This is a genomic window from Pseudomonas fluorescens, assembly GCF_902497855.1.
Taxonomy (GTDB): Bacteria; Pseudomonadota; Gammaproteobacteria; order Pseudomonadales; family Pseudomonadaceae; genus Aquipseudomonas; species Aquipseudomonas fluorescens_BI.
Genome location: NZ_CABVHU010000003.1, coordinates 44,444 through 57,373, shown reverse-complemented (window position 1 = coordinate 57,373; position 12,930 = coordinate 44,444). Strand labels below are relative to the sequence as shown.

The window sequence follows — 12,930 nt, the reverse complement described above, 5'->3', positions numbered from 1 at the left end:
TCAAGAGAGCCTTCGCCGGCAAGTCGGATCGCCGCACCGCTGGCTCCTACGAAAAGCGTCATTGGGGCTTGCTCAATCGGATTTGCCTAGGCAGAATCCGCTCCGTCCTAGGGGAGTAGTCTCCCACGAGCGCCATGCTCGTCCGGCATACGTCAACATACTTGGTCAAAAGACCATGGCGTATGCGACCCCAGCGTCCGCATCAGACGGAACGCAGGGTTTGACAAGACCTATGACACGAACACCTTACCCGGGGCGGGAAGGCTGTACGTGTCATAGCCGTGTCGACCCGCCCCTTAGGAAAACCCTGATGCTGGATTCTCTACTCGTTCCCACCGCAATCGTTGCCTTGGCCGAAATCGGCGACAAGACGCAACTGCTCGCGCTCATTCTCGCTGCCCGTTTTCGCAAACCCTGGCCAATCATCGCCGGCATCGTCGCCGCGACCCTGGCCAACCATGCGGCAGCCGGTGCGGTAGGCGCCTGGTTCGGCAGTTTCTTCTCGGATGCGACGCTGCACTGGATCCTCGCCGCCAGCTTCGCCGCGACTGCGCTGTGGACCCTGGTGCCGGACAAGATGGACGACGACGAAGCCAGCACCGCCCGCAAGTTCGGGCCGTTCCTGACGACGCTGATCGCGTTTTTCCTCGCGGAGATGGGGGACAAGACCCAGGTCGCCACAGTGATGCTGGCCGCGCAATACCCGGAACTGTGGCTGGTGATCATCGGCACCACCCTCGGTATGTTGATTGCCAACGTGCCGGTGGTACTGGCAGGCAACTTTGCCGCGGACAAACTGCCCCTGACCTTGATCCGTCGCCTGGCGGCGTCGGCGTTTCTCATCCTGGCGATTGTCGCGGTGTACAAGGCGATGCAGAGCAGTGGGTGGGTTTGATGCGCTTAGTCAATAGCACCGCGTAATCGTTCTTCGCTGTAGGAGCGAGCGGTGCGGCGATCCGACTTGCCCGCGAAGAACGATAACGCGATATATCAGGCGGACCGCATCGATCCCTTCGCGGGCAAGCCTCGCTCCTACAGCGAAGGCGTCAGTAGCAGCGCTATATGACCATCAGGACTTCTTGGCTTGCTCGTACAACGGCATGACCTTTGGAATCGCCGCTTGCAACGAAGCGATACGGCTCGACGAAGCCGGGTGAGTGCTCATGAACTCCGGTGGCGAACCTTCCGAGGCCTTGCTCATCTTGTTCCACAGGGTGATCGCGGCATTCGGGTTGTAACCGGCGCGTGCAGCCAGTTCCAGGCCAATCAGGTCCGCCTCGTTTTCATTGGAACGGCTGTTGGGCAAGGTCATGCCATAGTTGGCCACGGTGTCCGCCAGCGCCAGGCTATCCTGGCCCAGGCCGAACAAGGCACCTGCACCCTGCTTGGCCATCTCGATACCGTAGGCCTTGGACATGGCTTCCCTGCCGTGCTCGCGCAGGGCGTGGGCGATTTCATGGCCCATGATCGCGGCAATTTCATCGTCGGTCAGCTTCAGGCTGTCAATCAGCCCGGTGTAGAAAATGATCTTGCCGCCAGGCCCGCAGTTGGCGTTGAGTTCGTCGCTCTTGATCAGATTGACTTCCCACTTCCACTGCGCCGAATCCGGCCGGAATTTCGGCGCCTGGGCAATCAGCCGGTCGGCAATCGCCTGGACGCGCTTGGCGTCGTTACTGGTCTTGTCCAGCACACCTTTGCTGGTCGCCTCGCCCACTGTCTTTTGATAAGACTGGGCATACATCTGGTTGACCTCGTCCGTCGACAACATGCTGAACATGTACTGCTTGCGCTCAACGCCCACAGCGCCACCGCTGGTGGTATTGACCGACTGACAACCGGCGAGCAGCAAACCTGCGCTCAGCGCACACAAAACCAATGTCTTGCTCATCAAAAAACTCCCTGAAAACATGCCGGGTATCCTAGGCGTGGATGGGTTTCGGCGCCAGATACATCAGATATGCAGACTGATATTTCGGATAAAGCTCCCATTATTGCAGCAAAAAAACTTCACAGCGGATGAGACTGGTGCTGCCGGGGGCGGGCATGGATCCATCGGCTCAAGGCCAGACAGCAGGGCCCCTTCGCGGGCAAGCCTCGCTCCTACCGAGAAATGCATTCCTCCTGTAGGAGCGAGGCTTGCCCGCGATGGCGTCAGCCCCCCCACATTAACCCGGCGTCAGACACTCGGGCCCATTCAGCTTCGGATCATTCACCATGTTCGCCAGCACCCGCTCGCGCAACGCCGTGGGCTCACTGGCCAGCAATGCTTGCAACCCATGCAGCGGTGTCTCGGGGTTGAGCCAGGCCTCCTGCCCCGCTGCGTCGAGTATCAGTGGCCGACGCTGACTCGCTGCCGGCTGGGTGATCACCGCCGTACTCAGCCATACCTGCTCCTGCACCGGATAAGCCTCCCAGATCGCCGCAAAAAACAGCGCCGAGCCCTCCGCCGGGGTCAGCCAGTACGGGCGCTTGCGGGTGGTGCCGCGCCATTCGTAGAAACCGTTGGCCGGTAGCAGGCAGCGGCGCAAACGCAGGGCCTCGCGAAACATCGGCTGTTCGGCCACGGTTTCGGCCCGGGCATGGGCCGGGGTGCGGGACAGGTCAGTCAGCCACGGAGGAGTCAGCCCCCAACGGGCACGGGCCAACTCACGCTGGCCATCAGTGCCGGCGCGCAGCATCAACACCGAATCGTTGGGAGAAATATTCCACTGGGCCTGTTGATCGGCGGGAAAACCAGGCAAGGCCGCAAAGGCGGGGTTCCAGCGAAACAGGGCATAACGTCCACACATGGGGCAGCACAACTCTAGATAAAACGAACAACACCAGCCTAACAGACCAGCGTGCCGGGAAAACTCTCCGGTTCATCGCCGGACAGCGGCAGCGCTGCATTGTACGCAGTGATCAGTTCCCTGGCGTAGTCAGCCTGATCGTTATCGACCGACAGTCCCAGCAGGCCGAAGATCGGCAATTCGCCGGTGCCCCCGAGCAAATCGCGCCCCACCAGATGCGCCTCGATGCCCTCGCTGGCCAGCATGCCTTGGAGCAATTCCCCTTCCATCAGGTTTTCCGGCTCGTAGATTCGCTGCATGGGGCGCCCCTTTTCATTCGTTTTCGCTGTGAACTTCGAGCAACCATTCCTGACCGTCGGTCTGCAGGACAAACGTAATGGGGCGACAACACACCGGGCAATCTTCGATATACGTCTGATCGCCGCCGGACAAGTCCAGAACAGCTTCAGCCTCTTCACCACAATACGGACATTCGTAGCGCTCGGTTTCCAGCATCGCGGTCTCCCAGGTGACTTGTGCGTATAATCGCCGGTCTATTTGCAGGGCTATTGTTGTCTGGCTAACTTTTCAGACCGCGCCCCGTTGGTTTTCGATCAAAACCTTTACTTACCCTAGCCGTTTCCAACAAGAGAGCATGATGGGCGAATTCGATGCCATCCGACCTTACGACGATAGCGAAGTCCCGGCAGTGCTGGACCGGCTGCTTGGTGACAAGGCATTTCTAGATATCCTCATCCACTTCCGCTTCCCGCGTTATGCCGGTGCCTTCGGCTGGATGCTCAAACCTCTTATAGCTCATCGGCTGCGCCGTGAGTTCGCCGGCGTCAATTCGGTGGCCACGTTGCAGGACAAAGTCGAGTTCTACGTCGACCACACCATCGAGCGGGCCACCGACGGCGTGACGTACACCGGCGTCGAGCAGTTCAAGTCCGGCAGCGCCTATCTGTTCATCGCCAATCACCGCGACATCGTGATGGACCCGGCCTTCGTCAACTATGCGGTGTATCACGCCGGCCTGCCGACACCCCGCATCGCGATTGGCGACAACCTGCTGCAAAAGCCCTTCGTCAGCGACCTGATGCGCCTGAACAAGAGTTTCATCGTGCACCGTTCGATCAGCGGTCGGCGCGAGAAGATGGCGGCCTATCAACTGCTGTCGGCCTACATCAACCACTCGATCCGTAACGATTGCGCGTCGATCTGGATCGCCCAGGCCGAAGGTCGGGCCAAGGACGGCGACGATCGCACGGAATCGGCGATCCTCAAAATGTTCCACATGAGCCGCAAGGACGAGCCGTTTGGCGAAGTCATCCGTTCGCTGAACGTCACTCCGGTGTCGATCAGCTATGAGTACGACCCGTGCGACCAGGCCAAGGCCCGCGAGCTGTTCATCCGCGCCACCACTGGCAGCTACACCAAAGTGCCGGGCGAGGACGACGTGAGCATCGCCAAGGGCATCACCGGCTACAAGGGCCGCGTCCATGTGAACTTCGCCGCGCCGATCACGCAGCTGTTCGAAGACACCAAGCAATTGGCGATCGAGATGGACAAGCAGATTCTCGGCGGCTACCGGTTATTCCCGGTGCATTACCTGGCGTATGCGCAGTGGAAAGACGCCGACCCGCAATTGCAGGTGCCCAAAGCCACCGAAGTGTTCACCGCCGATGAACTGGTCAAGGCCCAGGAGGAATGGCAACGACGCCTGGAGGCATGCCCGGAGGAACATCGCCCGTTCCTGGTGCTGCAATATGCGATGCCGGTGCGTAATCAGTACAGGGTCAAGGCGGGATTGCCTTTGTGAGGTAATGGCTTGATACGACAACGGCGCCCTCGGGCGCCGTTTTCTTGAGCCAGGATCTTGCTTTTAACGATCTAGTGTCCTGCCTCACAAATACGTTCCTCTTTTGACGAGTGGCTGTTGCTGCCAGGCAAGGCGCCGCGACGAGTCATAGCCCGCTATGGCGAGGAGCGGCAACGCAGCATGGCAGCAACAGACGCCGTAAAAAAGGAACAGTATTTGCGAGGCAGGACACTAGACCTGTGTGCTGATCCACGACACCAGCAGGGCCAACCCCAGGCAAGCGAAACCGAAGCGGTAGAAAAACCGGTTCATGCGCAAGGTCGCCCAATCCAGATTGGGCTCTTCGCCAGGACGACGCTGGCGCTGCACCTCGATGCTCGCCAGCGCACGCTGCTCGCGACGACGGGTCGCGTGCAGCAACCAGCTGCCAGGGAAGGCAAACAGCAAGGCCAGCAGGTTGATCAATTTGGCGGGATGGGCGGTAAACAGCGTCATCAAATGCAGCGACATCACGAACCTCGGAAAAATCAGCTGTGGCAGGCGCCGGACCGACGACCGCGGGGCGGATTCTACCGAATGACTCCCCTGCCGCGCCGCCCTTTGCGACAAATAACGCACCATTTGGCAGATTACTGTCCTGCGCCAGGCTGTCGTCCGCTACCCGCCGAACCCAACGCCCTCCCCTGTAGGAGCTGGCTTGCCAGCGAAGGCGTCCTCAAAGCCAACAATGATGCTGACTGACACACCCCTTTCGCCGTAGGAGCCGGCTTGCCGGCGAAGGGGCCGCTGGATTTTGCGGTGATTTTGAAATCGCCTTCGCTGGCAAGCCAGCTCCTACAGGGGATCGCATCATTCGTTGAGAACCTGGCCAATCGTCGGGTCCTTGAACAGACGCGTCAACGCATCGCTCAACACATCACTGACCAGCTTGGTATTGGTTTCCTGATTGGGCGCCATGCCGAAACGCTGGTCCAGGGATGCACCGTAACGGCCGCTGTAACGGCGGTTGGCGTTCTGCACATCGGAGCGGAAGGTCGCGCCAATGGTCGCCTCGGTCACGTACATGCCTTCCTTGGGCGATTGGTATTTAAGCTCCGCCAGGGTCACGGTCAATTGCGGCGCATTCAACGCGTTGGACGTCGGGGTAAAGCCCAGCAGACGCACGGCCGCTTCGGCCTGGGCCTGCAACTTCGGCAGAATCTGCGCGCCCTGCACGGTGATCGCGCTGGTCTCGGGGTACAGGCCACCGCGGGTGCCCAGGGTTGGCGACGGACGACCGTCCACCACGCGCACCACCACCGGCTGGCCACGGCCGACCGGGGCCAGCTGCGTCGTCAGCTTGGGTTCCGGATTCAGTTGTTGCGGGCTGTGGGCGCAGCCGACCAAGGTCAAACTGGTCACAGTGATCAAACCGAACAACAGGCGTTGCAACATGCTCTTCTCTCCAGAATTCAGGCACAAACAAGCCCGCAGTATAGCGGTGCGTCCCTGCAGCGAACCAGCGCAACCATTACGGAAAAGTCCGACAAACCTTTCAGACCGCGATACCTGTCACACACCTGTCATCGCTCATACACTTTCACGTCACGACTCGATGCCAATCTTCACAGCAGTCCCTCCAAGGTACTTCGCCATGCGTTATCTCATCTCGCTGTTCGCGCCACGCCCGCTGCACCGCTGCTTCGCCCTGCTCGACCGCAATGGCCATTGCCAGGCATTCAAGCAGTGCAGCCTCCAGCCCATGGGCGATGGCTGGGTCGAAATCGAAGAAATCCGCCTCAACTGGCTGCACCATCCCCTGCCCGCCAATGCCCGCGTCGACCAGCGCCAAACACGTGCGCGGGTGCAACATCTGTTGACCACCTGACCGAACGCCTAATAAAACTCATCAAACTCGACCATTTCCCTGCGTTTCTTCGCTACAATCTCCCCCCGATTATAAGGACGTCTCCTGATCGGGCCTCGCAGCATCGTCAATACCCCTGGTATTGGCACCCCGCACCGCCCACAGAGAGCCGCCCACACAGATCGAGTGAAGCTGGCGCGCTTGCTGTCCCTTAGGCAAAAACCCCACTTTTCGCGAATCTGCAGAGCTGTCATTACGCTCGGTCACTGAGCTGTTTGCCCGTTTTGACTGTCATGTATTGCATGGCGGCCATCCATCCGGGCCCGGTGCCAGGCTGGGGCAGCCCTTTTTGAGGTTCACGTCTTCAAAAGAGCGTGAAAAAACGGGTTTTCACTACTTCACAAGAGTGTGGCGAGCAAATGAATAGTTTTGCGTCTGAATATGCACCATTAGCGTCTGAAACAGCCCAACGACACAGGACCGAGTATTCCTCGAACACCGGAGCCTGAAGCCTGTCCGCTACGGATTTGGTTGCACAAACGGATGTCTCGACCATAAGTCGAATTGCCAACCGCGTGTCGAAGTGAGTTCATGTAACTCTTTTTGGTCCCGGCCGGTAGCGTCCGTCGAAGTTGCGAAAAATTGCGAAGATTCGGACATGGCGATCCTGCCATGGGTATTTGGGGCATCACTGACACGCCCCGCAACGCCTGGCAGCCATGCCGACAATTTGGTGCTGCAGATTTTGGAGACGCGTTAAATGGCGCATAACGAAGCAGTCGACGTAGTACTGGTTGGGGCCGGCATCATGAGTGCCACCCTGGCCGTACTGCTAAAAGAGCTCGACCCCGCGATCAAGCTGGAAGTCGTCGAGCTGATGGATTCCGGTGCCGCGGAGAGTTCAAACCCGTGGAACAACGCCGGGACCGGCCACGCCGGGCTGTGCGAGCTCAACTACACGCCGCAGGCCGCCGACGGCACCGTCGACATCAAGAAAGCCGTGCACATCAATACCCAGTTCGAGGTGTCGAAGCAGTTCTGGACCTACCTGACCAAAAAGGGCACCTTCGGCTCGTCCAAGACCTTCATCAGCCCGGTGCCGCACCTGAGCTTCGTCCAGGGCGACGCTGGCGTTTCCTTCCTCAAGGAACGCTTCGAGGTGATGAGCAAGCATCACGCCTTCGCGGACATGGAATACACCGAAGACAAGGCCACCATGGCCGAGTGGATGCCACTGATGATGCCCGGCCGGCCGGCCGACGAAGTCGTCGCCGCCACCCGCGTCATCAATGGCACCGACGTCAACTTCGGCGCCCTGACCAATCAATTGCTCAAGCACCTGACCAGCGCACCCGATGCCCAGGTCAAGTACTGCAAGCGCGTCACCGGCCTGAAGCGTAACAACGGTGGCTGGACCGTCAGCATCAAGGACGTCAACAGCGGCAACACCCGCGACGTCGATGCCAAATTCGTCTTCCTCGGCGCCGGTGGCGCGGCCCTGCCGCTGCTGCAGGCTTCGGGCATCGAAGAAAGCAAAGGCTTCGGCGGCTTCCCGATCAGCGGCCAGTGGCTGCGTTGCGACAACCCGGAAGTGGTCAAGCATCACCAGGCCAAGGTCTACAGCCAGGCTGCAGTCGGTTCGCCACCGATGTCGGTGCCGCACTTGGACACCCGTGTGGTCGACGGCAAGAAGTCCCTGCTGTTCGGGCCTTACGCCGGTTTCACCACCAAGTTCCTCAAGCACGGTTCCTTCATGGACCTGCCGATGTCGGTTCGCGCCGGCAACATCGGCCCGATGCTGGCGGTGGCGAAAAACAACATGGACCTGACCAAGTACCTGGTCAGCGAAGTCATGCAGTCGATGGAGCAGCGCCTGGAATCCCTGCGTCGCTTCTACCCGCAGGCGAAAGCCGAAGACTGGCGCCTGGAAGTGGCAGGCCAACGGGTGCAGATCATCAAGAAAGATCCGAAAAAGGGCGGCGTCCTGCAGTTCGGTACCGAACTGGTCGCGGCCAAGGACGGTTCCCTGGCAGCACTGCTTGGCGCTTCGCCAGGTGCGTCGGTGACGGTTTCGATCATGCTTGAGCTGATCGAAAAATGCTTCCCGAACAAGGCCTCCAGCGAATGGGCTGCCAAACTGGCGGAAATTTTCCCGGCCCGGGAAAAGGTTCTGGAAACCGATGCTGCGCTGTATCGCAAGATCAATGTGCAGAACAACATCGCACTGGAACTGGTTGAAGCCAGCAGCGAGACCGAAAGCTACGCTTGATTCGGTTGTACAAAAAACGCCCCGTTTTCATTGAAAACGGGGCGTTTTTTATGTCGCCTTTGATCTTAACCGCGAGCCTTGGCGATCAGCTCGATGTACTCGGCCGCGTTGCGCTGATCCTTGATCAAAGCAACGAAGTCATTACCGTGCTCATCCTTACCGTCCAGATCCAGGCCAGCTTCGACGAAGAACGTCAGAAAACGCTCGAAATCATCAATGCGCAAGCCGCGATAAGCCTTGATCAACTTGTGCAGGGATGGCGAGGTGGCGTCGACCGGCTCGAAATCGAGGAACAGTTTGATCTGCGCATCGCCGATCTCGTCACCAATCACTTGTTTCTTATCTTTACGCATTGCCGACTCCAGCTCGCAGACATTTCACGGGGCAGGCAGTTTACCCCTCACTTGCCGCCGGGCTCAACGCGGACGAACGCTGCCCGTGTGCAGATCGGCCCAGATATGACCGTTGGCATAGCTGAGGAACTGGCAATACACCGTATCGTTGCGCAACAGGTCGATCACCACCCGGTACTGCGCCATCGGGTAAAACAGCGTCAGGGTTTTGCTCTTGTCGTCGTAGACCGGCTTTTTCAGGCTTTTGCTCTCGCCATCGAAGTTGACCAGTACCTGGTTGATGGTCGCGCCTTTGTTCAAGGATTTGCCCTTGAGGCGGATCAGTAACGGGGAAGTGACCGGAATCGGCTGCTGGTTGGACTGGCGCTGGCTGCCCACCACCACGGCGTAGTCGGTGACCTGCAGCAGTTGTTGCTGCTCGGGAGCCGCGTCACGCAGGGTCAGGTCATCCGGGGGCAGGAACTGCGCGTGCATCGGCGCCGGAGCGGCGGCCAGGGGTAAACTGAGGGTCAGCAACAGAGCGGCGCAGCTGCGGATCGATAGACTCATGATGGGCTCCGGAAACGTGGCCGAGCACTCTATCACGCAGATACGAAGGTGGATCAGTGAGCATGCCCCCCCTGTAGGAGCTGGCTTGTCGGATCGCCGCACCGCAGCGAAAGGGCCGTCACATTCAACATCATTGTTGCCTGACAGTCCGCCTTCGCTGGCAAGCCAGCTCCTACAGGGGGTGAAGATCAATCGAACTGCGCGCGCATCCAGGCGTGATATTCGGCAACACCAGGCTCGCCTTCACGCGGCGCCCACGGCGCCAGCTCACCCGCGCCGACCGGGCGATAAGGGCCGGCCTTGCACTCGAACATCAGGCTGTCGGCTTCCAGCACCACCAGGCCATGAAACACGCCCGCTGGAAGGTCCACGCCGACACAGTCGCCACCGGCCTGCAGAATCTGTTTTTTCAGTACGGTGCCGGATTCATCGAATATCAACAGACCAAGCCGCCCCTTGAGCACCAGCAAGGTTTCGGCCTTGTTGTCGCCCAGGTGGCGGTGAGGCGGGATATAGGTGTTCGGCTGCAGCCCTACGGCCATGCGGTGACAGGCGTCTTCCATCTGATGGAAGTTGTGATGCAGACGCCCGCGCGGATTAGCCGCCGCTTTCTCGGCCAATTCAGTGAACAGGGTTTGATCAAGAAAGCTTGGCGTGGTCATCTGCTTACATTCCTTTGACAGCAAAAATTCCGTTGGCGTTACGCCAGTAGCCTTTGTAGTCCATGCCGTAACCGAAGATGTAACGGTCGATGCACGGCAGGCCGACGGAATCGGCTTTCAAGTCCGGGCGGGCCTTGCGGTCGTGGTCCTTGTCGATCAGCACGGCGGTGTGCACTTTGCGCGCGCCGGCGTGTTTGCAGAAGTCGATGATCGCGCCCAGGGTGTGACCTTCGTCGAGGATGTCGTCGATGATCAGCACGTCGCGGTCGATGAAGGAGACTTCCGGCTTGGCTTTCCAGAACAGGTCGCCGCCGCTGGTTTCGTTGCGATAACGGGTGGCGTGCAGGTAGGACGCTTCCAGCGGGAATTGCAGATGCGTGAGCAGCTTGCCGGCGAAGATCAGCCCGCCGTTCATCACGCAGAACACCACCGGATTGCTCTCGGCCAGCTGGTCGTTGATGTGTGCACCGACGCGGGCGATGGCCGCCTCGACTTCAGCTTCGGTGTACAGGCAGTCAGCCTCTCGCATGACTTGACGGATATGCTCGAGATCAGCGGACATGGCGCTCTCCAGGGGGGTTGAGGGGGAGGGACGGTTCAGGAAAAGCGGGCAAAGGTACGCATCAAGCGAGGCCAGATCAAGCCTTTGTGGACTAACGTACTCTATGTCTATAGGACAACACCCTCGGATAGATTAATCTAGGCCGGTTTTTTTGCCCGCCGCCGGAGCCTTTCCCATGCCCATCCTCGAGATCCGCCACCCGCTGATCCGTCATAAACTTGGCCTTATGCGCCGCGCCGACATCAGCACCAAGAATTTCCGTGAACTCGCTCAGGAAGTCGGCGCCCTGCTGACCTACGAAGCCACCAAAGACCTGCCGCTGGAAACCTACGATATCGAAGGTTGGGCCGGCACCGTGTCGGTGGAGAAAATCGCCGGCAAGAAAATTACCGTGGTGCCGATCCTGCGCGCCGGTATCGGCATGCTCGAAGGCGTGCTCAGCCTGATCCCGGGCGCCAAGGTCAGCGCCGTTGGCGTGGCCCGTAACGAACAGACCCTGCAGGCTCATACCTACCTGGAAAAACTGGTCCCGGAAATCAACGAACGCCTGGCGATGATCATCGACCCGATGCTCGCCACCGGCAGTTCCATGGTCGCCACCATCGACCTGCTGAAGAAGGCCGGTTGCCGCGACATCCGCGCCATGGTGCTGGTCGCTGCGCCAGAAGGCATCGCCGCCGTGGAGAAGGCTCACCCGGACGTGACCATCTACACCGCTTCCATCGATGAAAAATTGAATGAACACGGTTACATCATCCCAGGCCTGGGCGATGCCGGTGACAAGATCTTCGGTACCAAGCAGAAGGACGCGTGACCATGCAGGATGAGTTCAACGATCCGCTCTGGCGCACCGTGCTGTCTGGTGCGCAGATGCTGTTCGTGGCGTTCGGTGCGCTGGTGTTGATGCCATTGATTACCGGCCTCGATCCGAACGTGGCACTGTTCACTGCAGGCCTGGGGACGATTCTGTTTCAGATCGTCACCGGGCGTCAGGTGCCCGTGTTCCTGGCGTCCAGCTTTGCCTTTATCACCCCGATCATTCTCGCCAAGGGCCAGTTCGGCCTCGCAGCGACCATGGGCGGTATCATGGCGGCAGGCTTCGTCTACACCTTCCTCGGCCTGGCCGTGAAAATCAAAGGCACCGGTTTCATCGACCGTTTGCTGCCCCCGGTGGTGATTGGCCCGGTCATCATCTCCATCGGCCTGGCCATGGCGCCGATTGCCGCCAACATGGCGATGGGCAAGTCGGGCGACGGCGCTGTGCTGATTCATTACCAGACGGCGATGTTGATCTCGATGCCGGCGTTGCTGACCACCCTGATCGTCGCGGTGTTCGGCAAAGGCATTTTTCGCCTGGTGCCGATCATCTCCGGCGTGCTGGTGGGTTTTGCGATGGCATTCTATTTCGGCGTGGTCGATACCGCGAAGATCGCCGCAGCCCCCTGGTTTGCGATTCCGCACTTCACCGCGCCGGAATTCAACTGGCAGGCGATTCTGTTCATCGTTCCGGTGGCATTGGCTCCGGCCATCGAGCATATCGGCGGCGTGATTGCCGTGGGCAGCGTCACCGGTCGCGATTACCTGAAGAAACCCGGCCTGCACCGCACCCTGCTGGGCGACGGGATTGCGACTACCGCCGCCGGCCTGTTCGGTGGTCCGCCTAACACCACCTACGCCGAAGTGACGGGCGCGGTGATGCTGACCAAGAACTACAACCCGAAGATCATGACCTGGGCGGCGATTTTCGCCATCAGCCTGGCGTTCGTCGGCAAATTCGGTGCACTGCTGCAGAGCATCCCGGTGCCGGTGATGGGCGGGATTCTGTGCCTGTTGTTTGGCTCGATCGCGGCGGTGGGGATGAATACGCTGATTCGCCATAAAATCGACCTGGGCGAGGCGCGCAACCTGGTGATTGTCTCGGTAACCCTGGTGTTCGGGATTGGTGGCGTGCTGGTCGGCACCGGCACTGGCCCGGACGACTTCGGCCTCAAAGGCATTGCGCTGTGCGCGGTGACGGCGATTGCGCTGAACCTGTTGCTGCCGGGCAATGACAGCTGGAAGCGCAAGAAGGCGGGTGAGTCGTTGTTGTAACCCACAGA

General features: G+C 59.8%; 16 protein-coding genes and 1 riboswitch. Of the genes, 6 read left to right on the top strand and 10 right to left on the bottom strand.

Translation table 11 applies throughout. The annotated features are described in order from the left end of the window. Positions 1–98: 98 nt before the first annotated feature. A riboswitch (yybP-ykoY riboswitch) is annotated at positions 99–221 on the top strand. A gap of 89 nt (positions 222–310) precedes the next feature. Beyond that, positions 311–895, top strand: coding sequence for a TMEM165/GDT1 family protein (locus F8N96_RS07830; protein WP_128873707.1), 585 nt, complete (start codon positions 311–313; stop codon positions 893–895). A 174-nt stretch (positions 896–1,069) separates the two neighbouring features. Here the strand turns inward: F8N96_RS07830 and F8N96_RS07825 are convergent, their stop codons facing one another. The 4 genes from F8N96_RS07825 to F8N96_RS07810 all read right to left on the bottom strand — a co-directional run bounded on the left by F8N96_RS07825 (position 1,070) and on the right by F8N96_RS07810 (position 3,284). After that, positions 1,070–1,888, bottom strand: coding sequence for a M48 family metallopeptidase (locus F8N96_RS07825; RefSeq protein WP_150797326.1), 819 nt, complete (start codon positions 1,886–1,888; stop codon positions 1,070–1,072). Positions 1,889–2,165: 277 nt separating this feature from the next. Further along, the gene (locus F8N96_RS07820) at positions 2,166–2,789 is read right to left on the bottom strand and encodes an SOS response-associated peptidase (RefSeq protein ID WP_150797325.1); all 624 of its coding nucleotides are present in this window, start codon (positions 2,787–2,789) and stop codon (positions 2,166–2,168) included. 38 nt (positions 2,790–2,827) lie between these two features. Beyond that, positions 2,828–3,088 (bottom strand): putative signal transducing protein, encoded by a 261-nt coding sequence (locus F8N96_RS07815; RefSeq protein WP_150797324.1) that lies wholly within the window; start codon positions 3,086–3,088, stop codon positions 2,828–2,830. Between the two features lie 13 nt (positions 3,089–3,101). Then, positions 3,102–3,284: a CPXCG motif-containing cysteine-rich protein gene (locus F8N96_RS07810; protein WP_008153387.1), complete on the bottom strand. Its 183-nt coding sequence runs from the start codon at positions 3,282–3,284 to the stop codon at positions 3,102–3,104. Positions 3,285–3,423: 139 nt separating this feature from the next. Here F8N96_RS07810 and F8N96_RS07805 point away from each other — a divergent pair, with 139 nt between their 5' ends. Then, entirely contained in the window at positions 3,424–4,590 is a 1,167-nt protein-coding gene (locus F8N96_RS07805; RefSeq protein ID WP_150797323.1) for a 1-acyl-sn-glycerol-3-phosphate acyltransferase, read from the top strand. Positions 4,591–4,821: 231 nt separating this feature from the next. On the opposite strand, the gene F8N96_RS07800 is transcribed toward F8N96_RS07805, so the two are convergent. Both F8N96_RS07800 and F8N96_RS07790 read right to left on the bottom strand, forming a co-directional pair. Beyond that, positions 4,822–5,100: a hypothetical protein gene (locus tag F8N96_RS07800; protein ID WP_150767390.1), complete on the bottom strand. Its 279-nt coding sequence runs from the start codon at positions 5,098–5,100 to the stop codon at positions 4,822–4,824. Between the two features lie 339 nt (positions 5,101–5,439). Next, entirely contained in the window at positions 5,440–6,024 is a 585-nt protein-coding gene (locus F8N96_RS07790) for a YajG family lipoprotein (protein ID WP_150797322.1), read from the bottom strand. A gap of 199 nt (positions 6,025–6,223) precedes the next feature. Here F8N96_RS07790 and F8N96_RS07785 point away from each other — a divergent pair, with 199 nt between their 5' ends. Both F8N96_RS07785 and mqo read left to right on the top strand, forming a co-directional pair. Beyond that, positions 6,224–6,457: a hypothetical protein gene (locus F8N96_RS07785; RefSeq protein ID WP_150797321.1), complete on the top strand. Its 234-nt coding sequence runs from the start codon at positions 6,224–6,226 to the stop codon at positions 6,455–6,457. 739 nt (positions 6,458–7,196) lie between these two features. Further along, positions 7,197–8,705, top strand: a complete 1,509-nt coding sequence (gene mqo / locus F8N96_RS07780; RefSeq protein ID WP_150797320.1) for a malate dehydrogenase (quinone) — start codon at positions 7,197–7,199, stop codon at positions 8,703–8,705. Between the two features lie 65 nt (positions 8,706–8,770). Here mqo and F8N96_RS07775 read toward each other — a convergent pair whose 3' ends face one another. From F8N96_RS07775 to F8N96_RS07760, 4 genes are all read right to left on the bottom strand, one after another. Further along, positions 8,771–9,058, bottom strand: a complete 288-nt coding sequence (locus F8N96_RS07775; protein WP_059406169.1) for a PA4642 family protein — start codon at positions 9,056–9,058, stop codon at positions 8,771–8,773. Between the two features lie 63 nt (positions 9,059–9,121). Then, entirely contained in the window at positions 9,122–9,607 is a 486-nt protein-coding gene (locus tag F8N96_RS07770; RefSeq protein ID WP_150797319.1) for a hypothetical protein, read from the bottom strand. Between the two features lie 188 nt (positions 9,608–9,795). Beyond that, positions 9,796–10,269 carry a WbuC family cupin fold metalloprotein gene (locus tag F8N96_RS07765; protein ID WP_150797318.1) on the bottom strand — a complete coding sequence of 158 codons (474 nt, stop codon included), beginning with the start codon at positions 10,267–10,269 and terminating at the stop codon, positions 9,796–9,798. Between the two features lie 4 nt (positions 10,270–10,273). Further along, a complete protein-coding gene (locus F8N96_RS07760; protein WP_150797317.1) occupies positions 10,274–10,831 on the bottom strand; it encodes a hypoxanthine-guanine phosphoribosyltransferase in 558 nt (185 codons plus the stop codon). Positions 10,832–11,006: 175 nt separating this feature from the next. Here F8N96_RS07760 and upp point away from each other — a divergent pair, with 175 nt between their 5' ends. Both upp and F8N96_RS07750 read left to right on the top strand, forming a co-directional pair. Next, a complete protein-coding gene (gene upp / locus F8N96_RS07755; RefSeq protein ID WP_064675925.1) occupies positions 11,007–11,645 on the top strand; it encodes a uracil phosphoribosyltransferase in 639 nt (212 codons plus the stop codon). A gap of 2 nt (positions 11,646–11,647) precedes the next feature. Beyond that, on the top strand, positions 11,648–12,922 hold the full coding sequence (locus F8N96_RS07750; protein ID WP_150797316.1) for a uracil-xanthine permease family protein: 1,275 nt from the start codon (positions 11,648–11,650) through the stop codon (positions 12,920–12,922). Positions 12,923–12,930 lie beyond the last annotated feature (8 nt).

What these genes read in the sequence shown, in the direction of transcription:
- F8N96_RS07830 (WP_128873707.1), top strand. Translation starts at nt 311, where the DNA reads ATGCTGGATTCTCTACTCGTTCCCACCGCAATCGTTGCCTTGGCCGAA.
- F8N96_RS07825 (WP_150797326.1), bottom strand. Translation starts at nt 1,888, where the DNA reads ATGAGCAAGACATTGGTTTTGTGTGCGCTGAGCGCAGGTTTGCTGCTC.
- F8N96_RS07820 (WP_150797325.1), bottom strand. Translation starts at nt 2,789, where the DNA reads ATGTGTGGACGTTATGCCCTGTTTCGCTGGAACCCCGCCTTTGCGGCC.
- F8N96_RS07815 (WP_150797324.1), bottom strand. Translation starts at nt 3,088, where the DNA reads ATGCAGCGAATCTACGAGCCGGAAAACCTGATGGAAGGGGAATTGCTC.
- F8N96_RS07810 (WP_008153387.1), bottom strand. Translation starts at nt 3,284, where the DNA reads ATGCTGGAAACCGAGCGCTACGAATGTCCGTATTGTGGTGAAGAGGCT.
- F8N96_RS07805 (WP_150797323.1), top strand. Translation starts at nt 3,424, where the DNA reads ATGATGGGCGAATTCGATGCCATCCGACCTTACGACGATAGCGAAGTC.
- F8N96_RS07800 (WP_150767390.1), bottom strand. Translation starts at nt 5,100, where the DNA reads ATGTCGCTGCATTTGATGACGCTGTTTACCGCCCATCCCGCCAAATTG.
- F8N96_RS07790 (WP_150797322.1), bottom strand. Translation starts at nt 6,024, where the DNA reads ATGTTGCAACGCCTGTTGTTCGGTTTGATCACTGTGACCAGTTTGACC.
- F8N96_RS07785 (WP_150797321.1), top strand. Translation starts at nt 6,224, where the DNA reads ATGCGTTATCTCATCTCGCTGTTCGCGCCACGCCCGCTGCACCGCTGC.
- mqo (WP_150797320.1), top strand. Translation starts at nt 7,197, where the DNA reads ATGGCGCATAACGAAGCAGTCGACGTAGTACTGGTTGGGGCCGGCATC.
- F8N96_RS07775 (WP_059406169.1), bottom strand. Translation starts at nt 9,058, where the DNA reads ATGCGTAAAGATAAGAAACAAGTGATTGGTGACGAGATCGGCGATGCG.
- F8N96_RS07770 (WP_150797319.1), bottom strand. Translation starts at nt 9,607, where the DNA reads ATGAGTCTATCGATCCGCAGCTGCGCCGCTCTGTTGCTGACCCTCAGT.
- F8N96_RS07765 (WP_150797318.1), bottom strand. Translation starts at nt 10,269, where the DNA reads ATGACCACGCCAAGCTTTCTTGATCAAACCCTGTTCACTGAATTGGCC.
- F8N96_RS07760 (WP_150797317.1), bottom strand. Translation starts at nt 10,831, where the DNA reads ATGTCCGCTGATCTCGAGCATATCCGTCAAGTCATGCGAGAGGCTGAC.
- upp (WP_064675925.1), top strand. Translation starts at nt 11,007, where the DNA reads ATGCCCATCCTCGAGATCCGCCACCCGCTGATCCGTCATAAACTTGGC.
- F8N96_RS07750 (WP_150797316.1), top strand. Translation starts at nt 11,648, where the DNA reads ATGCAGGATGAGTTCAACGATCCGCTCTGGCGCACCGTGCTGTCTGGT.